Annotated in this window: 20 protein-coding genes; 18 read left to right on the top strand and 2 right to left on the bottom strand. The window is 63.9% G+C overall.

Annotated elements, in window-relative coordinates:
- Positions 1-12 precede the first annotated feature (12 nt).
- From K5880_RS04415 to K5880_RS04335, 17 genes are all read left to right on the top strand, one after another.
- Complete coding sequence (locus K5880_RS04415) at positions 13-957, top strand: class I SAM-dependent methyltransferase (protein WP_297649185.1); 945 nt, start codon at positions 13-15, stop codon at positions 955-957.
- Positions 954-2,081, top strand: a complete 1,128-nt coding sequence (locus tag K5880_RS04410) for an N-acetyl sugar amidotransferase (RefSeq protein ID WP_297649184.1) — start codon at positions 954-956, stop codon at positions 2,079-2,081. Before K5880_RS04415 ends, K5880_RS04410 begins: the two co-directional genes overlap by 4 nt.
- Positions 2,078-2,689 (top strand): imidazole glycerol phosphate synthase subunit HisH, encoded by a 612-nt coding sequence (gene hisH, locus K5880_RS04405; RefSeq protein WP_297649182.1) that lies wholly within the window; start codon positions 2,078-2,080, stop codon positions 2,687-2,689. The genes K5880_RS04410 and hisH overlap by 4 nt, the downstream gene beginning before the upstream one ends.
- Entirely contained in the window at positions 2,682-3,467 is a 786-nt protein-coding gene (locus K5880_RS04400; RefSeq protein ID WP_297649180.1) for a HisA/HisF-related TIM barrel protein, read from the top strand. Before hisH ends, K5880_RS04400 begins: the two co-directional genes overlap by 8 nt.
- A gap of 3 nt (positions 3,468-3,470) precedes the next feature.
- Positions 3,471-4,703, top strand: a complete 1,233-nt coding sequence (locus K5880_RS04395) for an N-acetyl sugar amidotransferase (RefSeq protein WP_297649178.1) — start codon at positions 3,471-3,473, stop codon at positions 4,701-4,703.
- The gene (locus K5880_RS04390; RefSeq protein WP_297649176.1) at positions 4,697-5,746 is read left to right on the top strand and encodes a hypothetical protein; all 1,050 of its coding nucleotides are present in this window, start codon (positions 4,697-4,699) and stop codon (positions 5,744-5,746) included. Before K5880_RS04395 ends, K5880_RS04390 begins: the two co-directional genes overlap by 7 nt.
- A 40-nt stretch (positions 5,747-5,786) precedes the next feature.
- The gene (locus tag K5880_RS04385; protein WP_297649174.1) at positions 5,787-6,971 is read left to right on the top strand and encodes an adenylyl-sulfate kinase; all 1,185 of its coding nucleotides are present in this window, start codon (positions 5,787-5,789) and stop codon (positions 6,969-6,971) included.
- Position 6,972: 1 nt separating this feature from the next.
- Positions 6,973-7,686: a CDP-alcohol phosphatidyltransferase family protein gene (locus K5880_RS04380; RefSeq protein WP_297649172.1), complete on the top strand. Its 714-nt coding sequence runs from the start codon at positions 6,973-6,975 to the stop codon at positions 7,684-7,686.
- A gap of 6 nt (positions 7,687-7,692) precedes the next feature.
- Complete coding sequence (locus tag K5880_RS04375) at positions 7,693-8,727, top strand: glycosyltransferase family 2 protein (protein ID WP_297649170.1); 1,035 nt, start codon at positions 7,693-7,695, stop codon at positions 8,725-8,727.
- Positions 8,728-8,795: 68 nt separating this feature from the next.
- Positions 8,796-9,788 (top strand): glycosyltransferase family A protein, encoded by a 993-nt coding sequence (locus K5880_RS04370; protein WP_297649168.1) that lies wholly within the window; start codon positions 8,796-8,798, stop codon positions 9,786-9,788.
- Between the two features lie 73 nt (positions 9,789-9,861).
- Positions 9,862-10,851 (top strand): glycosyltransferase family 4 protein, encoded by a 990-nt coding sequence (locus tag K5880_RS04365; RefSeq protein WP_297649166.1) that lies wholly within the window; start codon positions 9,862-9,864, stop codon positions 10,849-10,851.
- A 5-nt stretch (positions 10,852-10,856) separates the two neighbouring features.
- Positions 10,857-11,672 (top strand): FkbM family methyltransferase, encoded by an 816-nt coding sequence (locus tag K5880_RS04360; protein WP_297649164.1) that lies wholly within the window; start codon positions 10,857-10,859, stop codon positions 11,670-11,672.
- A 48-nt stretch (positions 11,673-11,720) separates the two neighbouring features.
- Complete coding sequence (locus tag K5880_RS04355) at positions 11,721-12,614, top strand: class I SAM-dependent methyltransferase (RefSeq protein ID WP_297649162.1); 894 nt, start codon at positions 11,721-11,723, stop codon at positions 12,612-12,614.
- Positions 12,615-12,626: 12 nt separating this feature from the next.
- Positions 12,627-13,382, top strand: a complete 756-nt coding sequence (locus K5880_RS04350; RefSeq protein WP_297649160.1) for a glycosyltransferase family 2 protein — start codon at positions 12,627-12,629, stop codon at positions 13,380-13,382.
- Positions 13,379-14,341 carry an SDR family oxidoreductase gene (locus K5880_RS04345; protein WP_297649158.1) on the top strand — a complete coding sequence of 321 codons (963 nt, stop codon included), beginning with the start codon at positions 13,379-13,381 and terminating at the stop codon, positions 14,339-14,341. The genes K5880_RS04350 and K5880_RS04345 overlap by 4 nt, the downstream gene beginning before the upstream one ends.
- A complete protein-coding gene (locus K5880_RS04340; RefSeq protein WP_297649156.1) occupies positions 14,338-14,898 on the top strand; it encodes a sugar transferase in 561 nt (186 codons plus the stop codon). The genes K5880_RS04345 and K5880_RS04340 overlap by 4 nt, the downstream gene beginning before the upstream one ends.
- Before the next feature lie 13 nt (positions 14,899-14,911).
- Complete coding sequence (locus K5880_RS04335; protein ID WP_297649154.1) at positions 14,912-16,927, top strand: nucleoside-diphosphate sugar epimerase/dehydratase; 2,016 nt, start codon at positions 14,912-14,914, stop codon at positions 16,925-16,927.
- 328 nt (positions 16,928-17,255) lie between these two features.
- Here the strand turns inward: K5880_RS04335 and K5880_RS04330 are convergent, their stop codons facing one another.
- On the bottom strand, positions 17,256-18,500 hold the full coding sequence (locus tag K5880_RS04330; RefSeq protein ID WP_297649152.1) for an ATP-binding protein: 1,245 nt from the start codon (positions 18,498-18,500) through the stop codon (positions 17,256-17,258).
- Positions 18,497-19,222 carry a response regulator transcription factor gene (locus tag K5880_RS04325; RefSeq protein WP_297649150.1) on the bottom strand — a complete coding sequence of 242 codons (726 nt, stop codon included), beginning with the start codon at positions 19,220-19,222 and terminating at the stop codon, positions 18,497-18,499. Before K5880_RS04325 ends, K5880_RS04330 begins: the two co-directional genes overlap by 4 nt.
- 87 nt (positions 19,223-19,309) lie before the next feature.
- Between K5880_RS04325 and K5880_RS04320 the strand changes: the two genes are divergently transcribed.
- Positions 19,310-20,869, top strand: coding sequence for an AMP-binding protein (locus K5880_RS04320; RefSeq protein WP_297649149.1), 1,560 nt, complete (start codon positions 19,310-19,312; stop codon positions 20,867-20,869).

Raw genomic sequence — 20,869 nt, 5'->3', positions numbered from 1 at the left:
CATCCGCACCCCATGTTCTCACTTGACCAACAAGCCACAGACCTCCATGCCGCCGAGTTGCGTGAACTGCTCGCCGGCATGCGCGGCGCATTCGCGCGCGGCGAGAACGCAATGGAATATGCGCGCCGAGCGCTGGGGCGCAATGACAACCTGGCGGCCGCTACGCTGATCGCCTACGACCTGCAGTCTGGCGCCTATGTGCAGCACGCCCGCTCCGATCCCGAGGGCAAGCGTCGCTGGTGCAACCAGATCGCTGATCTGGTCGAACCGCATCTGCCCGCAGGCGGTTCCCTGATGGAGGTCGGCTGCGGCGAAGCCACCACGCTGGCCGGGGTGCTGGAGGCACTACCGCATCGCCCGGCAAGTGCATTGGGTTTCGACATCAGCTGGTCGCGGTGTGCGCATGGCCGCGCCTGGCTCGCACATAAGTCGCAACAGGCCGAACTGTTCGTCGCCGATCTGTTTCACATCCCGCTGGCCGACGACAGTGTCGATGTGGTCTATACCTCGCACTCGCTCGAACCCAACGGTGGGCGTGAGCAGGCTGCACTGCGCGAACTGCTGCGGGTGGCGCGGCGCGCGGTGGTGCTGATCGAGCCGATCTACGAACTGGCCAGCCCGCAGGCGCGCGAACGCATGGCCCACCATGGTTACGTTCGCGAACTCAAGGCCTCGGCGCAGGCCCTGGGTGGTGCGGTTACCGACTACCGGCTGCTGGATTTCTACGTCAATCTGCTCAACCCGAGCGGCGTGGTGTGCATCGAGAAGTCCCGCGATGCAGAGCCCGCCACCCCTTCCTGGCGATGCCCGCTGACCCACACTGCGCTGATGCGTTCGCCGCAGGCCCTGGCGTCACCGGATACCGGCCTCGTCTACCCGGTCCTCGACGGCATCGCATTGCTGTGCCGTGACCATGCCGTGCTGGCATCTGCCTTCGGTCGACCGGTCGCACCATGAAGTACTGCGCTACCTGCCTGCAGCCCGACACGCGCCCAAACACGGTGTTCACACCACAGGGGCAGTGCCCGGCATGTGCATACCACGCTGCGGCACAGGGCATCGACTGGCAAGAGCGCTTCGAGATCATCGAGGACATCGTGGCGCAACACCGCCGACCGGATCGCGCCGGATTCGACTGCATCATCGGTGTCAGCGGCGGCAAGGACAGCACGCGCCAGGCACTCTGGGTCCGCGACAGGCTGGGCATGCATCCGCTTCTGGTGTCCTTGAGCCATCCACCACAGCAGGTTTCACGCCTGGGGGTGGACAACGTATCCAACCTGATCGAACTCGGATTCGACGTGGTGCTGTCCTCGCCCGCGCCGGACACCTGGCGCAGGCTGATGCGCGACAGCTTCATGAAATTCACCAACTGGGCCCGCTCGTCCGAGCTGGCCCTGTTCAGCTCGGTGCCCCAACTGGCCAGCAGGTACGGCATCCCGCTCATCTTCTGGGGTGAGAATCCGGCGCTGCAGGTCGGAGACCTCAAGACCATGGGTCGCAACGGCTACGACGGCAACAACCTGCGTCACTCGAACACGCTCAGCTCGGGCCACGAGTGGATGCTGGAGTCGGGTTATGCGCTGCGCGACATCCTGCCGTACATCTATCCCAGTGAGGCCGAGTTCGAAGCCGCCAACATCCAGATCGTCTTTCTGGGCTGGTTCCTGGGCGACTGGAGCCTCGTCAACAACGCCGGCTATGCCTGCTCACATGGTTTGAGCATCCGCGATGAAGGGCCGGACCAGACCGGCGACCTGATGGGCCTGAGCAACCTCGACGAGGACTGGCACAACATGAACCAGATGGTGAAGTACCTGAAGTTCGGCTTCGGCAAGGTCACCGAGTACGTCAACGAGGCCATGCGCGCCGGCACCATGGACCGCTCCACGGCGGTCGATCTGGTGGAGCGCTACGACGGCCAATGCTCGGAACGCTACATCCGCAGTTTCTGCGAGTTCATCGGTATCGACAAGGACGGGTTCTGGGCGCACGTGCATGCGTCGACCAACCGGGAGCTGTTCGACATTGGCAGCAACGGCAGCATACGCCGCCGATTCCGTGTGGGAGTGGGTCTGTGAGCCGGATCACCGTGGGTTTGGTCGACTACGGCGTCGGCAACCACGCCTCGGTCTCGCATGCACTGCACGATGCCGGGTTCCGGGTGCGGGTCGCTGGTGATGCGCCGACGCTGGATGTCTGCGACGTGCTGCTGCTGCCCGGTGTCGGTGCGTTTCCGGCCGCCATGGCGCGACTGCGCGAGACCGGTCTCGACCGCTATCTGCAGCAGGCCGCAGAGGCCGGGCGGCCGCTGCTCGGCATATGCCTCGGCATGCAGTTGCTGGCTCGCGAATCGCTCGAAATGGGCCCCTGCGATGGCCTGGGCATCCTGCCTGGACGCGTGGTGCCGCTGGACCGGGTACCCTGGCACATCGGCTGGAACACGCTGGAGAGCGTCGGCGATGATCCGGCGTTTCTCGCCAGCCACGGCGAGTCTTTCTACTTCAACCACTCTTTCATGCTGGTCGATGCACCCAACTGCATCACAGCGATCGCGCGCGTGCCGCAGCCGGTTGCGGCTGCGGTTCGGCGCGATCGGGTGGCCGGTCTGCAGTTCCACCCAGAGAAGAGCCAGCGAGCCGGCATGCGCCTACTGCACACCCTCATCGCGGAGATCGCACGTGCTTAAAAAGCGGCTGATTGGTGTGGTGACCGTTCGCAACGGCTGGGCGGTGCAGTCTTTCGGCTATCGCCGGTACCTGCCCCTCGGCCGCGTGGAGTGTCTGGTCGAGAACCTTGACCGCTGGGGGGTCGACGAAATTCTGGTGCAGACGATCGATCGCAGCGCTGACGAGCGTGGGCCGAATCTCGACCTGCTGGGGCGCCTGGGTCGCCTCGGGCTCGAAACGCCGCTGATTTATGGTGGCGGCATTGCCACGGCCGATCAGGCTGTACGCGTCATCCAGGCCGGTGCCGACCGAGTGGCGCTCGACCAGGCGCTGCACCGGGTACCGGATGAAGTTCGCCGGATGTCCGCGCGTCTGGGCGCACAAGCACTCATTGCCGCAGTGCCGGCTCGCTTCAGCAACGCAGAATGCGTGCTACGGCACGACTATGTTTCACGACAGTGCCTGCCTTTTGGCAACGGCGTATCGGAGCTGATTGCCGACAGGGTGGTGTCCGAACTGATGCTGATCGACTGGCAGAACGAAGGCGGCGTGACCGGCTTCGAGCCTGGCCAGCTGTCCGCGCTCCCCTGCCCACCGGTGCCGCTGATCGTCTTCGGCGGCTTCTCCGACCCGCTCACCGCCCGCCGTTTTCTCGACCTGCCGGCGGTGGCGGCCGTCGCCGTCGGCAACCTGTTCGCGTACCGCGAACACGCCTATCAAACCTACAAGCGCTCGGTGGCCAGCAGCATGCTGCGGCCACCGATCCATGCCGGCGCTCGACCGATCGAGGAATCCTGACGCATGGAGTTCTGCAAGCGCTGCCTCTACACCACGGCCCATCCACTTGGCCTGGTGCTCGACGACGACGGCATCTGCTCGGGATGCCGGGTGCACGAGGAGAAAGACCGGCTCGACTGGCCGCAACGCTGGGAGCGACTCAACGCCATCGTGGCGCCCTATCGCAACACGGACGGAACCAACTACGACTGCATCGTACCCGTCAGCGGTGCCCACGATGCCTACTACATCGTGCATCTGGTCAAGGAGCGGCTGGGGCTGAATCCGCTGCTCGTGACTTACAACCGCTACTTCAACACGCCGCTGGGGATCCGCAATCTGGCAAACCTGCGCATCCGGTTCAACTGCGACATCCTCTACCAGAACGTCAACCCCGAGTCGGTCAAGCGCATCGTGCGCAGCACCTTGCGCCGATTCGGCAGCATCTACTGGCCGATCCTGGCCGGGCAGACGGTCTTCCCGGTTCAGACGGCTGTTCGCTACCGCATCCCGCTCATCATCTGGGGGGCGCACCAGGGCCTGGAGCAAGTGGGTATGTTCTCCCACCTCCATGAAGTGGAAATGACCCGGCGGTACCGCAAGGACCACGACCTCATGGGCCAGGAGGCCGACGACCTGCTGTCCGGGTTCGACACCCTGACCGAAGGCGACATCTGGCAGTACCGCTATCCCGATGACGCGGCACTGGATGCCGTCGGTGTTCGTGGCATCTACCTGGGCAACTTCGTGCGCTGGGATCCCAAGGCGCAACACGAAGCAATGATCGACCGGCACGCGTATGCATCGGCCTCGTTCGGTCGCACCTTCGACACCTACGATCATGTCGACTGCTTCAACTACATGGAGCTCCACGATCAGCTGAAGCTGTTCAAACATGGCTATTCGCGGGTCACCGATCACGCCTCGCGCGAGATCCGCCACGGCAGGCTCAGCCGGGCGCAAGGGCTTGCGCTGGTGCGCCACCACGAACAGGTTCCCCCACGGTACCTGGATCGATTCTGCGAATGGCTGGGCATGCAACCCGAGGCCCTGCGCTTCATGATGGACCAGCACCGCAACCCCACCTACTGGCACCAGCCCTCGCCCGGCACCTGGGCGTTTCACGGCTGGAGCACACGCCAGGCCGAGATGCCGGCCGATCTGCCACTGCCCGATGCGGGCTTCACCGCCACCGCCACGCGCGAACTCGACGCCGGCAATCGCTACATCACCATCGGCAAGGGGTGGCCGTGCTGAGACCGGCCAGTCAGCCCCTGCTGCCCAGGGACGCGCATACGGGCTTCAGCGACGAGGAGTTGCTGCGCCTGAGCCGCCTGCAGCGGCGCACCGATGCCGGCCTGGCGCCCTGGGCGACATGGGAGGCCGAGAATTCGAGCTTTGGCCGCACGCTGCGCGAATGGACGGGTTACCCGTCGTGGCTGCCCCTGTGTGCCATCTCGGACCATGGCGTGCACTGGGAATCGCGCTGCTGGCCCAACGAGATCGAATCGCCTTACAAGCTCTTCCTTACCTGGAATGCAAAGAAGGCACGGCTGATGCGCGAGCAGCATGGCAAACAGGCCTTGCACATCCCGCATCCCTGGATCGCCTACCGCAAGGCCCACCACCCCGGTCCCGATCCGCAACGCAGCGGCACAGTGGTGTACTTCACGCATTCCAACGTGACCACGACACCGGTATTCGAATCTCTGGATGCCTACATGCAGAGCCTGCACGATCTGCCCGCGCACATGCAGCCGGTTGTGATCTGCCTGTCGTTTCACGATGTCCTCAAGGGCATGCACACCAGGCTGCGCCCCTATGGTTTTCCCATCGTGACGGCGGGCACCACAAATAGTCAGACGTTCGTCGACCGCTTCTACGAAATCGCCCGCCAGTTCCGCCACGCGTGCTCGCCCAACATCGGATCGCACACGCACTATTTGGTGGAGGCAGGCGTTGCATTCTTTCTATATGGACCTGCACCTACTTACGTGATCAAGGGCTCGCGCGCCGTACGCGACGGCGAACAGGATCTGCGCGATTACGGTGACGAAGAGGACATTCAACGATACATCGCACTTCAACGGCTCTTGTCATCGCCAGCCGAGGAGCCCAGCCCGGCGCAGCAAGCTGAGGTCGGTCGCTACTTGGGCCTAGACTCAAACGTTTCCTCCGACGAACTGTCATCACATTTGTACTCCTCGCTGCAGAGCAATTTGCCGAGGGTTGCAAGTCTATATGCACAGAAAGCGATACGTCTTGTTCGGCATATCGGTGCCGACCTGCTTCGGAAGTAATGCGACATCACACAGCAATAACCTGATTTTGGATATGACCATGAACAGCGACAAAGGCGGTAACGCTCAAAAAATCAAGCATTCCTCGGCTCCTGGAGTGATCTGGATCACAGGCTATTCCGGAGCTGGGAAGTCCACCGTGGGTCGCAAGGTCAATTTTCGACTGAATGAGAGCGGCGTTCGTTCGGTGTTTTTAGACGGCGATGACTTGCGGAGCGTACTGGGTGGGCGATGGGGCTACACAAAAGAAGATCGCATAGCACTGGCCCATAGCTACTTTCATCTGGCAAATCTGCTTGTGGCCCAAGGAGTAACAGTCGTCATCTCGGCCGTAGCCATGTACCGCGAAGTATTCGACTGGATTAAGAGAAATGTTGACCGTTCACTTGTCGTCTATCTCGAGGTACCCGAAGAAGAGCGCCGCAAACGCGACCGGTCAACCAAGAACGTGTATGCACAAATAGGGAACATGCAGAACCTGTACGACGCCCCTGACTTTGCCGATCTCGCTGTCACCAATTCAGGCCACACCACACCGGACAAGGCGGCGGATGCGATATTGGAGGCAGTGACAAATCAAAATCAGAATCTCCGACCAGATAAAGGTCGAGAAGCCCATTGGAACAGTTATTACAGCGAGGCAAGTCTGATTGCTGAACCCTCGTCATTTGCTCGCCTCGTGAGCGAGCAAATTGGAGAGGCAAGGAGTCTTCTCGAAGTGGGGTGTGGGAATGGTCGAGATTCACTGTACTTTGGCACCCTGGGGCTGAGGGTTATGGCCATCGACCCTTCACAAGCAGCGATCGATGTATGCCGTCAATCGCCTAGTGCTGAAAAGATTGAGTTTTTGCAAGGCGTCGCGGCCGACCTAATTGGACAAACGGGTGAGCCCTTTGATGTCGTCTACAGCCGCTTCTGCCTGCACGCAATGACGGAATCGGAGGAGGTTGAGACACTGAACGCTGTGCATCGGGTCTGTGCAAATGGCGCACGCTTTTTCATTGAGTGCCGATCCATTAATGATCCACTGGCTCGAAAGGGCGAGGTAATAAGCCCTACAGAACGCATCTTCGGGCACTACCGACGCTTCATTGTGCTTGATGAACTCAAGGCTCGATTGGACCGTGCCGGGTTTGATGTCCTGTGGGCTGAGGAGCTCGACAACGTATCCGCCATCGAAGGTGACAACCCAGTGGTGATTCGCTTGACCGCAAAGCGCCGCTAACGTGATTGCGATCTGGCAGATCTTTCATCAGAACGCCATGCTGTCGAACCCATATGCGAAGCAGGATTCGCTAGATTACAACCCACTGAACCGGTTGCTCTATTCGGCCGCTTATCCGCTGGCGATCGGGTTCGCCCGTCTTCGAGTCACTCCCAATCAAGTCACGGGCCTTTCTTGCTTCATGTCTGCGATCGCAGGCTATGCAATGATTCAGGGCTCTCCTTGGATGTTTGTCTGCGCATGGACTCTGGCGTTGTTGCTCGACTATTGTGATGGGACCGTCGCTCGAATGACCGGCTCCGTATCCCAGACCGCGTTTCGATTCGATCACACCAGCGACCTGATAAAGGTCAGTGGCATCTTGATCTGCGTGGCCTTAGGTTATGAGAGCACTGTGATGTGGATCGTAGCCAGCGGTGCGGCAATTGCCTTCCTGGTCTACAACAGCCTAAATCTCGAGCTAAAAGTCGCACGCGAACGCCACTCGAAAAGCACGGCGTCCGAAGGCAACAAGGTGACGCTTTCCACCCTAGCCGGCTGGTGGCGCATATCGAGAACCACGCTGCTGGCGGTCAATGGCCACACCCTGCTGTTCTTTCTTTTCACCGCCATCGACGTGCACTGGGCGCTACTGGTCTGTACGCACTTCGCTGTCATATGTCTGCTTGGCGCAGCACAGCGCATCGCGCTTCTTCGGCAGCTTCCAAGAGGGTAAAGCGACATGGCCCCCTCTATTGCGCAGCTTGGCTCTCACCCCCTTCTGTCCATCTGCATCCCCGCCTACAACGGTGGCGCCACGCTTCTTGGCCTGATTGACCGGCTGCTCGAATCGGCCAGCCACGAGTTCGAGATCGTGGTCAGCGACGACTGCTCGAGCGACGGGACGCTGGACGACCTGCAGCGTCGCATGGGGGCCGACCCGCGCCTGCGATGCCAGCGCAACCCCGCCAACCTCGGCATGGATCGCAACTTCGCGCACAGCGCATCTCTCGCGCATGGCCGCTACATCTGGTTCAGCGGCCAGGACGACCTGATCGACCCGGCCGGCGTCGAACGCGTGATCGACTACCTGCACCGTCATCCGGAGACCGACTTCATCCTCATGAACCACGCCAAGCGCGTGGTCGGTCCCCATGGCGAGCATCTGGTCGCGCCGGCGACGCAGGCCGGGCACGTGACGGGCACCGGTCTCGCACCCTATGTCGCGCACACCCACCACGCGCTGCCCACCTTCCTGCCGACCTACCTCATCCGTGCTGAGCGTTGGCGTGCAGTGGACGTTGACCGTTACTACGGCACCTGCTATTGCCAGGTAGGTGTGTTCCTGGAGGCCGTGCGCGATATGCGCTGGTGCCACTTCGCGGGCAACCATGTGGAGGGCCTGGAGCCAGCGAATGGCTGGCAGACAAATCCACTCGCCTACGTCCGGATAACGCTTGGATACATGGCCATGCTCTCGCGTGCCCGCGAAAGAGCAGACTGGGTCACCGATGACATGCTCCGCGCCTTTTCCCTGCGACACAGAAGGCAACTCATATACAGCTTCCTGCTTGAGAAGAGCCATAGACTTTCCATTGACCCAAGCCTGAAGGAGGAGTCGCTTCGGGCGATTGCACCATTTGTGGAGGTGCGACGTCTGGTTCAACTCACGAGAAGTCTGCCAGCCTGGGCGTGCTCGTCACTGCTCTGCTTGATTGAAATTCGGCGCAAGCTTAGGGCACGCATTGCGGGCGGTTGGCCTCATGAGCGACGGTGATGTCGCTCATTCACGTACAAGAGCGTTTCACATATTGACTCAATGGATCGCAACTACACTTGCGAAATATGACCGGCACAGAGATTGCGCAGAACCAAAAAGAAGCGAGCACAGTACTTCTTGAGCAACTTGCGCCGATAGCGATATTTGCCTATCGACGTCCCGATCACCTGCGGCGCACGATCGAGAGCCTGCTTCACTGCGGAGGATTCGTGGATTCTCCGGTGTATGTTTTTGTCGATGGGCCGAAGCACGAGTCCGAACGCGCAGACGTTGAGGCAACGCGTGCGGTGGCACAGGACCTCCTCGGCGAACGGGCGATCTACCAATTTCATGAGGGCAACCTGGGTCTTTCCAGATCGGTCATGTCAGGGGTCGAGCAGGTGCTGGCCCACCACGATCGCATCATCGTCATCGAAGACGATTTGCTGCTTGCCCCCCATTTCCTGCGTTTCATGAACGAAGCCCTTGAGCACTTCGCAGACGACGAAGCCGCCTTCCAGGTTTCCGGTTACCTTTTCGGTCAGCCTGTGCTCAACGAGCCCACGACGGCCCTGTTTCTGCCGATGATCAGCTCCTGGGGTTGGGCGACCTGGAAGCGCGCTTGGCAGCACTTCGACCCACAAGCGACCGGATGGAAAGACCTGCGGCATGACCGCCGCCTGCGACGGCGCTTCAACCTTGATGGGACCTACGACTATGCCACCATGTTGCTGCGGCAGATGACAGGCAAAGGCGACTCCTGGGCCATCCGCTGGTACTGGTCGGTGTTCAAGGCGAACGGCCTTGTGCTGTACCCGCCGCGCTCGCTGGTCAGCAACACCGGCCTCGACGGCAGCGGCACCCATGGCAGTGGCCGTCTGCGCCGCATCGTTCATGGAAACCCGGCAGGCCTATCGCCCGCCGCCATTCAGTTGCCGACCTCGGTCGGCCTCAACTCCGAATCGTTCGAATCGGTGAAGGATGCCCTGAGGTGGCAGAACGGCCGGCTGCTCGCCAGAGCAGTCGACAAGTTGAGATGGATCTGGGCGGTGCTGGCCTCCTATGGAACGGCACGCTGATCGCCCCCCCCGTTTGGCCTGGTGGGGTGCGAACGTCGATGTAGTCACGGGCCAGAGCATCGTTACTCGCCGCGTGATCGGGCTGATGCATGCCAGCGACGTCCTCAGCTTCGGATACCACCAGCGAGGCTGGCGCTCGGTCCTGTCTGCGCTCGGGTCCACAGTGCGCCTGGCCGGTGCGGTGGCGCTGGGCCGCCTCGACACCATCTACCTGGTCTGCTCCCGCTCCAATGGAGGGTTTCTTAGAGATGTTCCGGCCTATTTTTCGCGTCTCTTCGGGGTGCGGGTGCTGGTGCATACCCACGGCTCGGACATCGTGGATCTCTGCCAGCGCCCGGGATGGGGTCGATGGGCCAGATTCTTCCTGTCGCGATGTGAGGTGATCGTTCCCTCCGAGCACCTGCTGGGGCCTCTGCACGCACTGGGCATCAGGCAGGTGCACTTGTGCGAGAACTTCGCACAGCCAACACCCACTACCCGAGCAAGCACCCACCAGCCATCGACAACCTGGCAGGTTCTCTGGAACTCGAATGTCATGGCAAGCAAGGGCTTCTTCGAACTTGCACGCGCCATCGGTGCGCTGGCTGGAGAGGGGTTGCCCGTGCGCCTGCTGGCGATGGGCCGACTCATGGCCGACGAGGAGATGGGACTGGCCGAATGCCAACAGGCCGTTGCAGCATTGCAGCGCTGCGACTGGTTTGAATGGCGAGGGCCGGTGAATCGTGAAACCGCGTTGTCGTTGCTCCATGAGGCGGACTTGGTCGCACTACCATCACGCTATGTGTCGGAATGCCAGCCACTCGCGATAATCGAAGCGATGTGCGCCGCGCGCCTTGTGCTTGTGGCCGATACGCCTGCCCTGAGGGCGACACTGGGCACCTATCCCGGCATTCTTGTGTCCCCTACTGACCCCATTGCGCTGCAGGCCGCGCTGCAACGCCTGATTGCAGCACCCGAAACGCGCCCAGATACCACAGAGGCTGCGCGGTTCGCTGCGCAGCGTTTTTCCATCGATCGCTTTGACCGGCAGATGGCTGCCCTGCTTCGAACAAAAGGTTCTTAATCAGCATGAAACGCCTGTCTCACCTAGTCTGGCTGGTGCGCTGGCTGCAACGCCTGGGCAGCGCCGTCCTGCGCCGGCGCAAGCTGCTCGACCTCCTGCCCTCCTTGCTCAGCCGCAGCCGGCGCCTGCTCTACGATAGGCGCACCGGTAGGTGGCATGGCTTTCGTGTCCGGCCGCAGTTGTCGGACTACTGGGCATATGACCAATGTCTGGCCACCTCCGCACTCGACTTCGACCGCTTCCCCCAGGGTGCGACGCTGAAAGCACGCTATGCCGAGATGGTGGCCCGGGGGCGCGTCCCGGTGATCCTGGATTGTGGTGCCAACATCGGTTTCAGTGCGTTCTGGCTTGGCAGCGAGTTTCCCGCCGCCAAGGTTATTGCGGTTGAGCCGGACGCCGAAAACGTTCGGCTCGCGGCCTACAACACGCGTGCCTGCCCCAATGTCACACTCTTGCAGGGTGCGGTCGCATCGGCCGACTGCCGCTTGGCCCTGACCCATACCGACAAGGGCGCCGATGCGTTCCGCACCGAACTCGATGCCACGGGTGAAGTGAAAGGTTACGCCATTGCCAGCCTGGTGACGCAGGCGGGCGCCAGTCTTGACGATCTGCTGCTGGCCAAGATTGACATCGAAGGCTTCGAGCGAGAGCTGTTCTCGGCCAACACGGAGTGGGTGCAGCACGCGCAGGCCATCGTTATCGAGACCCACGACTGGATGTTGCCCGGACAAGCAACGGCCCATGCGCTGCTGCAGGCCATATCCCGGCGCCCGCGTGACTTTCTTGTTGACGGCGAACATATCCTGAGTTTTCGCCTTTAAGGCGCTGCCTCAAGCGATCTTTCGCATTCACCCAAGGTATCTACTTCGATGAACCTTTCAAAGCCTTCCAAAGAGCAACTGAAGACCACGCTGAAAGCGATCGGGCTCATGCCCTTGGCGCGCGCAATTTACCGGCGCAGGTTCGCAATGAGTCACTATGCACGGCAGATCGCGTACATCAAGCGCTGGGCATGGCTGGACACCGAGGACTCCAACTTCTACTACAAGCTGACCTCCCGCAACAGGGATCAGCTGGCCCACACCGTGGCAGCAGTCAGCGGCGCACCCTACATCGAGATCACGCGCTACTTCGACGAGCTGGAATCCGACAACGAACTGCGCGCGCATATCAAGCGCGGAATTTCCTCGGCCGGATACGGCAAAGACATCCAAGTCGAGTTTGGCCGCCGTCTGGGTTGGTACGCCTTCATACGCTGCCTGAAGCCACAGGTGATCATCGAAACAGGCGTGGACCACGGGGTTGGTGCTTGCGTGATCACGAGCGCATTGATGCGCAACGCGGCCGAGGGACATGCAGGTCGGTACTACGGCACGGAACTCCGGGAGAGTGCAGGCAAACTGCTCGGCGGTGAGTACGCACACTTCGGTCAGATTCTTTACGGCGACTCGATCGAATCCCTGCAGCAGTTCGACCAAACCATCGATCTCTTCATCAACGACAGCGACCACAGCGCCGACTACGAGTACCGCGAATACCAGACCATCGTTGGCAAGCTGTCCCCGAACGGCTTGATCCTGGGAGACAACAGCCATGTCACGGACAAGCTGTCGCGTTTCTCCACCGAGCAAGGGCGGCATTTCCTCTTCTTTGCCGAGCAGCCAGCCGATCATTGGTATCCCGGCGCGGGCATCGGCATTTCCTTCAGCCAGACCATGGCGCAGGCGACGTTTCGCCGATCGCCCATCGTCTCTACGCCTTGATCCGACACAAGCATGGTCATGCACATCTCGGTCATCACCGTCTGCTTCAACAGCGCCGGCACTATCGAGCGCGCGCTGCGCTCGGTGGCCTCACAGGATTGGTCCGAAGTGGAGCACATCGTGATTGATGGCGGATCCACAGATGGCACGCTATCCATCATCGACCGGCACCGCAAAAGTCTGGCCGTCGTCGTCAGCGAGCCCGACAAGGGTATCTATGACGCCATGAACAAAGGCATCGACCGCGCCACGGGTGACATCGTCTGCTTTCTCAACGCCGACGACGCGTACGCCGACGATGGCGTGCTCTCGCGTGTGGCATGCGAGATGCAGGACCGCCATCTGGATGCCCTGTTCGGCGATGTGGCATTCTTTCGCCCCGCGGCCCCTGAACAGACCGTGCGCCGCTACCGCTCGGACCGATTCCGCCCTGATCGCCTGGCGTATGGCTGGATGCCGGCACATCCCGCCTTGTTCATGAAGCGCACCATATATGAACAGGTCGGCGGCTTTCGCACGCACTTCCGGATTGCGGGCGATTTCGACTTCATTGCCCGGGCATTTGGGCCAGGGCATTTGCGCTACAAGCATCTGCCACAGGTGCTGGTGCGCATGCAGGCAGGCGGCGTCAGCAATGCCGGCCTGCGCAGCAAGTGGCGACTCAACCGTGAGGTGCTGCAATCATGCCGCGAGAATGGCATTCGCACCAATCTGCTGAAGATCCTGTCCAAGTACCCAGCCAAGCTCATGGAAATGATCCGGCCATGAGCCTCCTGGTGACAGGCAGCACTGGCCTTGTCGGCCGCGCCCTGCTAAAACGCCTGGCATCGCGGGGCGGTCAACCGATCCGGGCGGGCCAACGCATACCCCGCGATGACGATCTGCCGACCGAGGTAACAACTATGCGGATGCCCTCGTTGGACGCCAGCGCTAGCTCGCGCGCCGCACTCGCAGGCACAGAGACGGTCATCCACCTCGCCGCCCGCGTCCACGTCATGAACGACCGCGCTGCCGATCCGCTGGCTGCCTTTCGCGTCGTCAACACCGCCGGTACGCTCACCCTCGCCCGCCAGGCCGCCGCCGCCGGCATTCGCCGTTTCATCTTCGTCAGCTCGGTCAAGGTCAACGGCGAATCCACCGAAGCCGGCCACCCTTTCTCCGCCGCCAACACTCCTGCACCACAGGATCCCTATGGCATCTCCAAGCGCGAAGCCGAAGACGGGCTGCGCGAGATTGCCGCGGCCACCGGCATGGAGGTCGTCATCGTCCGCCCCCCGCTGGTCTATGGGCCTGGTGTCAAGGCCAACTTCGCGGCCCTCATGCGCGCCGTGCAGCGCGGCTTGCCCTTGCCTTTGGGCTCGGTCACCGGCAACCGCCGCAGCCTGGTGGCGCTGGACAACCTGGTCGACCTGCTTATCACCTGCATCGATCATCCGGCCGCGGCCAACCAGACCTTCCTGGTGAGTGATGGCGAGGACCTGTCCACCGCTGATCTTCTGCGGCGCATGGGCCAGGCGATGAGCAAGCCCGCGCGCCTGCTGCCGGTGCCGCCTGCGCTATTGAAGCTGGGCGCCGCATTGGTGGGAAAAGGCGACATGGCGCAGCGTCTGCTCGGCAACCTGCAGATCGACATCACCCACACGCGCGAGACGCTGGGCTGGACGCCGCCGATCGGTGTGGACGAAGGCCTGCGCCGCGCGGCCGCTGGCATGGTGCCCCGACCATGAAGCGCCTGTTTGACCTGCTGCTCGCGCTGTGCGCGGGCGCCGTGCTGCTCGCGCCTGTGGTTCTGGTCGCGCTCGCGGTGCGGCTCACCTCCCCCGGCCCGGCCCTCTACTGGTCCGACCGTGTGGGCCGCCACAACCGCATCTTCCGCATGCCCAAGTTCCGCAGCATGCGCACCGACACGCCCGCCGTGGCCACGCACCTGCTGAGTGATCCGGCGAAGTACCTCACCCCCATCGGCCCGTTCCTGCGCAAGAGCAGCCTGGACGAGTTGCCCCAACTCTGGAGCATCCTCAAGGGCGACATGAGTTTCGTCGGGCCGCGCCCCGCGCTGTTCAACCAGGACGATCTCATTGCCCTGCGCACGCAGCATGGGGTGCACGAACTGACGCCCGGTCTGACGGGCTGGGCGCAGGTGAACGGACGCGACGAACTGCCGATCCCGCAGAAGGTGGCGCTGGATGCAGAATACCTGCGGCGCCAGAGCCTGGGTTTTGACCTGCGCATCCTCTGGTTGACGTTCGTGAAGGTGCTGCGCCGGGACGGCGTGGCGCACTGAACACAACAAGAACATGAAACAGGGGCAAATGGACAACAAGGATCATCGGGGTGCGACCGCGTCCACCCTGCTGCACATGCCGCGCACGGCCAAGCGGCTCTTTGCCGTCGCTGTCGACATCGCGCTGTGCGCGCTTACTGTCTGGCTGGCGCTGTGCCTGCGGCTGGAGCACTGGGTCCGGCTCACGCCTGCGCACGCGTGGGCCATCGCCGTTTCGGTGCTGATCGCCCTGCCGCTCTTCATCCGCTTCGGCCTGTACCGCGCCATCTTCCGCTACGCCGGCTGGAATGCCATGGTCAACCTGGCGCAGGCCATGGTGCTGTACGGCCTGTTCTATGCCACGGTGTTCACAGTGGTCAGCGTCCCTGGCGTGCCGCGCACCGTGGGTGTGATCCAGCCGCTGCTGCTGCTGGTCGCGGTCGGATTCAGTCGCGTGGTGGTGCGTTACTGGCTGGGCGGGCTATACCGCACACTGCTGCAACGCCAGCACTTGCCGGGCATCCTGATCTATGGTGCAGGCCTGGCGGGGCGGCAGCTCGCGGCCGCGCTCGCGCGCGGTAGCGAACACCGCTTGCTCGGCTTTGTGGACGACGACGACCAGCTTCAAGGCAACAGCCTGGACGGTCGCATGGTGCATGACCCAGCAGAGCTCGTCCGACTCATTCCCGAACTGGGTGTGACTGACATCCTCCTTGCGCTGCCCTCGGTCCCGCGCCAGCGGCGCCTGGAGATCCTGGACAACCTGCGCCATCTGCCGGTGCATGTGCGCACCCTGCCGGGCATGTCGGACCTGGCGTCCGGTCGCGTCACGCTGAGCGACGTGCGCGAACTCGACATCGAAGACTTGCTGGGCCGCGAACCGGTGATGCCCGACGAGGCACTGCTCAACCGTCTGATCCGTGGCAAGGTGGTCGCGATCACGGGTGCTGGAGGCAGCATCGGCAGCGAGCTGTGCCGCCAGATTGCCGCCTGCCAGCCACACACCCTGCTGCTGGTGGAGAACAGCGAGTTCGCGCTGTACCAGATCCACCGCGAGCTGCTCGCGCTGCCGGGTGACCCGGTCGAAGCACTGGAAGCCGGCGAGCACGCCGATGCATCCACCGCGCCAGCAGTGCGCCTGGTCCCCCTACTCGCTTCGGTGCAGGACGAGGCGCGCATCAACCAGATCATGCAGACGTGGCGACCGGACACGGTCTACCACGCCGCCGCGTACAAGCACGTTCCCCTGGTCGAGCACAACCCGGTGCAAGGTCTGCGCAACAACGTATGGGGCACCTGGGTCACCGCCCAGGCAGCGCAGAACGCCGGCGTGGCGAACTTCGTCCTCATCAGCACCGACAAGGCGGTGCGCCCCACCAACATCATGGGCGCAAGCAAGCGCCTGGCCGAGATGGTGTTGCAGTCGCTCGCCGATACGGCACCCGGTGGCGGCACCACCTTCGCCATGGTGCGCTTCGGCAACGTGCTGGGCTCCAGCGGCTCCGTCGTGCCGCTGTTTCGCGAACAGATCCGCAATGGCGGGCCCATCACCCTCACGCACCCGGACATCACCCGCTATTTCATGACCATTCCCGAGGCCGCGCAGCTGGTCATCCAGGCCGGCGCCATGGCGCACGGCGGCGACGTGTTCGTGCTCGACATGGGTGAGCCGGTGCGCATCATCGATCTCGCCCGGCGCATGGTCGAGCTCTCGGGCCTGACAGTGAAGGACGAACAGAGCGCCAGTGGCGATATCGAGATCCAGATCACCGGGCTGCGGCCCGGCGAGAAGCTGTACGAGGAACTGCTGATCGGCGACAACCCACAGCCCACGCAGCACGCGCGCATCATGAAAGCGCTGGAAGACAGCCTGCCGTGGGACGAACTGCAGACCGTGCTGAAGACGCTGGACCAGGCCATGACCCGCAACGATGTGGCCGCCATGCGCGCCATCCTGCAAGTGTGCGTGCAGGGCTACCAGCCCTCGGGTGAACTGGTGGACTGGGTGCACTCCTCGCCCGGCAACAACCTGGAAACCCAGCCCGTCTGACGGACCCGTCGAAAAAAAAGCCGCCTTGCGGCGGCTTTTGAAAGTCCTTGAAGGGACGTCGTTGGGAGACCAGATTCAAACGTTTTTCATGACGTATGGTGTTTGCCGGATCTGTTGTTGTGATGTTGTGACAGCATCGCCGCGAATTGTGCGCCGCGGCATGGGTTTCTGCCATCCCCCATTTGTGGGAAGGGGCTGATTTCTCTGGGTAATAAAACCCGAAAATCTCCCAGGAAATCAAGGAACTGCCCCGATCGCGTCATGGCCGACAAGAAGGACCGGAGGCCTTGCACGCGGACAGGCGGCGCGCATCCCCCCGCAACAGCGGTCACGCCGGCAGGTCCACCACGAAGCGCGCACCGCCGCCGGGGCGGTCTTCGCAGCGCACGCGGCCTCCGTGGCGCTCGACGATGGTTTTCACCAGCGACAGGCCCAGGCCCACCCCGCCTTCGCGCTCGCTCGCGCCCGGCAGACGGTAGAACGCCTCGAATATGCGCTCGCGCAGATCGGGCGGCACGCCCGGGCCCCGGTCTTCCACCCACAGGACGGCGCGGCGGCCATCGGGGCCAGCCACCGGCGCCAGAATGCTCAGCCGCACCGGCACCTCGTCCCCTCTGGACGCCTGCACACCATAGCGGCGGGCGTTCTCCAGCAGGTTGCGCAGTACGCGACGCAGCAGCCGCGCCTGCCCCTGTACAAGCACCGGTGACGCACCCGGCGCGATCTCCAGTTCCGCACCGGTGCGCGCGCACTCCTCGGCGGCCAGCCCCACGAGATCCACCTCTTCAGTCGGCCCCAGGGCGGACGCGTCGCGCGCGTCGCGCAGGTCCAGCCGGCTGGCCAGAAGGATCTCGTCGATCAACTGGTCCAGCTCGTCGATGCTGCGGCCGATTTCGGCCCGTTGCCCGGCGCTGGCGCTGTCACGTCCGATCAGCTCCAGGCCCATGCGGATGCGCGCCAGTGGTGAACGCAGCTCGTGCGAGGCGTTGGCCAGCAGCGACTTGTGTGACTGCAGCAGCGTCTGCACCCGCTCGGCCGCCGTGTTGAAGCGGGCCGCGAGAAAGGCCACCTCGTCCTGACCCTGCACCGGCAGGCGGGTGGACAGGTCGCCCTCGCCCCAGCGCTCCACGCCCTTCTGCAATGCTTCGAGCCGCTTGGTCAGTCGCCGCACGATGGGGTACGCACCGAACGCCACCGCCAGAGCCACCAGGCCCAGCAGCCAGGCGAAGCCGGTGGGCGTCTGCAGCCATTCGGGTGCCCGGCGCCCTGGGTTGTTCGCAGACCGGTTCGAGCGCGGCAGCAGCACATACAGCGTCTGCCCGTCCTTCATCGCCACCTCGAACTCCCAGCCTTCGCCCGGAATGCTCACCGCGCGCGCAGGTGCCTGGCCGATGATGTCGCGCGCACCGTCTCGCACGATGATGGTGCGGGTCACGCGCGCCTCTCGCTCGGCGCGGTCTCGGTCAAGCGCCTGCTGCCACAGCCAGCCCACCACCAGCGTGAGCACGGTCACGGCCGCCACCACGGCGAGCCAGATGCGCACGTACAGCCGGGAACCGAACAGGCTTCTCATTCCTGCTGCTTGGCGAACACGTAACCCACACCGCGTACCGTGAGGATGCGCTTGGGGTCCTTGCTGTCGGCTTCGATCGCGTTGCGGATGCGGCCGATGTGCACGTCGATGGAGCGATCGAAGGCTTCGAGCTCGCGCCCGCGCACGGCCTCCATGATCTGGTCGCGCGTGAGCACGCGCCCGGCGCGTTCGGCCATGGCCACCAGCAGGTCGAACTGGTACGAGGTGAGCTCGCACAACTGGCCCGCCACCTGCACGGTGCGCGCGTCGCGGTCGATGTCGAGCGAGCCGAAACGCAGCACCGGCGTGGTGCGCGACACGCTGCCATTGCCGCCACCGCCTCCTTCTCCGCGGCGGCGCAGCACGGCGCGCACGCGCGCCAGCAGCTCGCGCGGCTCGAACGGCTTGGGCAGGTAGTCGTCGGCCCCGATCTCCAGGCCGATCACGCGGTCCATGGGGTCGCCCTTGGCGGTGAGCATGATCACCGGCACACGCGCCGCGTCGCCGTGCAACGCGCGGATGCGGCGGCACACCTCCAGGCCATCGATGCCCGGCATCATCAGGTCCAGGATCACCAGTTCGGGCTGCAGCAGCTGCAGTTGCTCAAGCCCCTGCTCTCCGTCAGCGGCGTGGGTCACCTCGAAGCCCGACTGGCCCAGATACTCCACCACCATCTGGGCCAGGCGGCTGTCGTCTTCAATCATCAGCAGGCGGGATGTCATGGTTTTCAGTGTAGCGGCGTGGTCCGGAAAGGCCCATGGTGCCAGCGGTCGGTGAACCGGGTTCGCGGCTCGCGTAAAGTCCTGTAAATGCCGGCTCCCACCTCTCCCGCTCCCACCCTGCCAGCGCCCTCGCTGGCGGCGTTGATCGACCGGCTGGCGCTGGAGCGACCCACGTCGGTGGCGCTGCGCTGGCACGACCCGGGCCAGGGCACGCCACCAGACGTGCACTGGGCCTGCCTCTCGTTTCACGCGCTCGCACAGCGAGCCCTGGCCATCTCGCACATGCTCGCCGGCACGCACGGCGTACAGGCCGGCGACCGCGTGGCCTGGCTCGGCTTGAACCACCCCGCGCAGATCGCACTGCTGTTCGCACTGGCGCGCCTGGGCGCGCTGCTGGTGCCGCTGAACCACCGCCTCGCGCCGGCCGAGTGGTCTGCCGTGCTGCGGGACTGCACGCCCGCGCTGCTGTTGCACGACGACGCCCTGGCCGACGCGGCACAGTCGCTGGTGCAACAGACGACCGCAACCGCCGCACTGCCGGTGCACGCGTTCGCGCCCGAGCCGGTTGACACACCGGACATGCCATGCACGGGCACGGCCGACCACCCGGTCCTGCTGGTCTACACCTCGGGCACCACCGGCGCTCCCAAGGGTGCGGTACACACCCAGGGCAACCTGCTGGCCAACATGGCCATTGCCGCGCAGGTACAGGGCCTGAGCGAGCGCGACACCGTGCTCACCGTGCTGCCGCTGTTCCACGTCGGCGGCCTGTGCATCCAGACCCTGCCAGCGCTGTCGGTCGGCGCGCAGGTGTTGCTGCATGCCCGTTTCGACGCCACCGCCACGCTGCAGGCCATCGAACGCGAGCGCCCCAGCCTGACGCTGCAGGTGCCCGCCACCCTGCAGGCGCTCACCGCGCACGCTGCCTGGGCCGGCACCGACCTCTCGGGTCTGCGCGCCATCTGGGCCGGCTCCAGCTTGCTGCCCGCGCCGCTTGTTGAAGCCGTGCACGCGCGCGGCGTGCCGGTGTGCAACGTCTACGGCAGCACCGAGACCGGGCCGTTCTCGATCGCCCTGGCGCCCGGGCACTCCACCAGTCATCTGGGCAGTTGTGGCTGGCCTGCACCGGGTGTGGAGGTGACCCTGCGCGACCCGAAGGGCCAGCCCGTGAACGACGGCGAGGTCGGCGAGGTGTGGGTGCGCGCGCCGAACGTGGTGCGGCACTACTGGCCCGACCTGCCCGCCTGCGACGCCGGGGGCTTCTTCCACAGTGGCGACCTGGCACAGCAGGCGCCCGATGGCAGCTTCACCGTGGTGGGCCGCGCCAAGGACATGCTGATCTCCGGCGGCGAGAACATCTACCCGGCCGAGATCGAGAACCTGCTGGCGCAACACCCGCTGGTGGCCGAATGCGCTGTGATCGGCCAGGCGGACGCGCGCTGGGGCGAGGCGGTGGTGGCGGTGGTGGTGCTGCGGGACGGCGCGAATGGCGACTGGGCCGCCACATTGCAGGCGTTCCTGGACGGTCGGCTGGCGCGCTACAAGTGGCCGCGCCGCTGGCAGCGGCTGGACGCGCTGCCGAAAACCGCACTGGGCAAGGTGCAGAAGCCCGCGCTCAAGGCCTTGCTGGCCGAGATCCCGGCCTGA

Origin of the sequence: Hydrogenophaga sp., assembly GCF_025699295.1 — a bacterium.
Classification (GTDB): Bacteria; Pseudomonadota; Gammaproteobacteria; order Burkholderiales; family Burkholderiaceae_C; genus Hydrogenophaga.
Note: the sequence above shows the minus strand (reverse complement) of the source record. Positions and strands in the feature narration are given on the sequence as shown.

Bases quoted from the DNA above. Each gene is read 5' to 3' on its own strand.
- K5880_RS04325 (WP_297649150.1), bottom strand. From the start codon at position 19,222: ATGACATCCCGCCTGCTGATGATTGAAGACGACAGCCGCCTGGCCCAG.
- K5880_RS04320 (WP_297649149.1), top strand. From the start codon at position 19,310: ATGCCGGCTCCCACCTCTCCCGCTCCCACCCTGCCAGCGCCCTCGCTG.
- K5880_RS04355 (WP_297649162.1), top strand. From the start codon at position 11,721: ATGAACCTTTCAAAGCCTTCCAAAGAGCAACTGAAGACCACGCTGAAA.
- K5880_RS04370 (WP_297649168.1), top strand. From the start codon at position 8,796: ATGACCGGCACAGAGATTGCGCAGAACCAAAAAGAAGCGAGCACAGTA.
- K5880_RS04335 (WP_297649154.1), top strand. From the start codon at position 14,912: ATGAAACAGGGGCAAATGGACAACAAGGATCATCGGGGTGCGACCGCG.
- K5880_RS04330 (WP_297649152.1), bottom strand. From the start codon at position 18,500: ATGAGAAGCCTGTTCGGTTCCCGGCTGTACGTGCGCATCTGGCTCGCC.
- K5880_RS04395 (WP_297649178.1), top strand. From the start codon at position 3,471: ATGGAGTTCTGCAAGCGCTGCCTCTACACCACGGCCCATCCACTTGGC.
- K5880_RS04360 (WP_297649164.1), top strand. From the start codon at position 10,857: ATGAAACGCCTGTCTCACCTAGTCTGGCTGGTGCGCTGGCTGCAACGC.
- K5880_RS04340 (WP_297649156.1), top strand. From the start codon at position 14,338: ATGAAGCGCCTGTTTGACCTGCTGCTCGCGCTGTGCGCGGGCGCCGTG.
- K5880_RS04350 (WP_297649160.1), top strand. From the start codon at position 12,627: ATGGTCATGCACATCTCGGTCATCACCGTCTGCTTCAACAGCGCCGGC.
- K5880_RS04375 (WP_297649170.1), top strand. From the start codon at position 7,693: ATGGCCCCCTCTATTGCGCAGCTTGGCTCTCACCCCCTTCTGTCCATC.
- K5880_RS04345 (WP_297649158.1), top strand. From the start codon at position 13,379: ATGAGCCTCCTGGTGACAGGCAGCACTGGCCTTGTCGGCCGCGCCCTG.
- K5880_RS04385 (WP_297649174.1), top strand. From the start codon at position 5,787: ATGAACAGCGACAAAGGCGGTAACGCTCAAAAAATCAAGCATTCCTCG.
- K5880_RS04415 (WP_297649185.1), top strand. From the start codon at position 13: ATGTTCTCACTTGACCAACAAGCCACAGACCTCCATGCCGCCGAGTTG.
- K5880_RS04410 (WP_297649184.1), top strand. From the start codon at position 954: ATGAAGTACTGCGCTACCTGCCTGCAGCCCGACACGCGCCCAAACACG.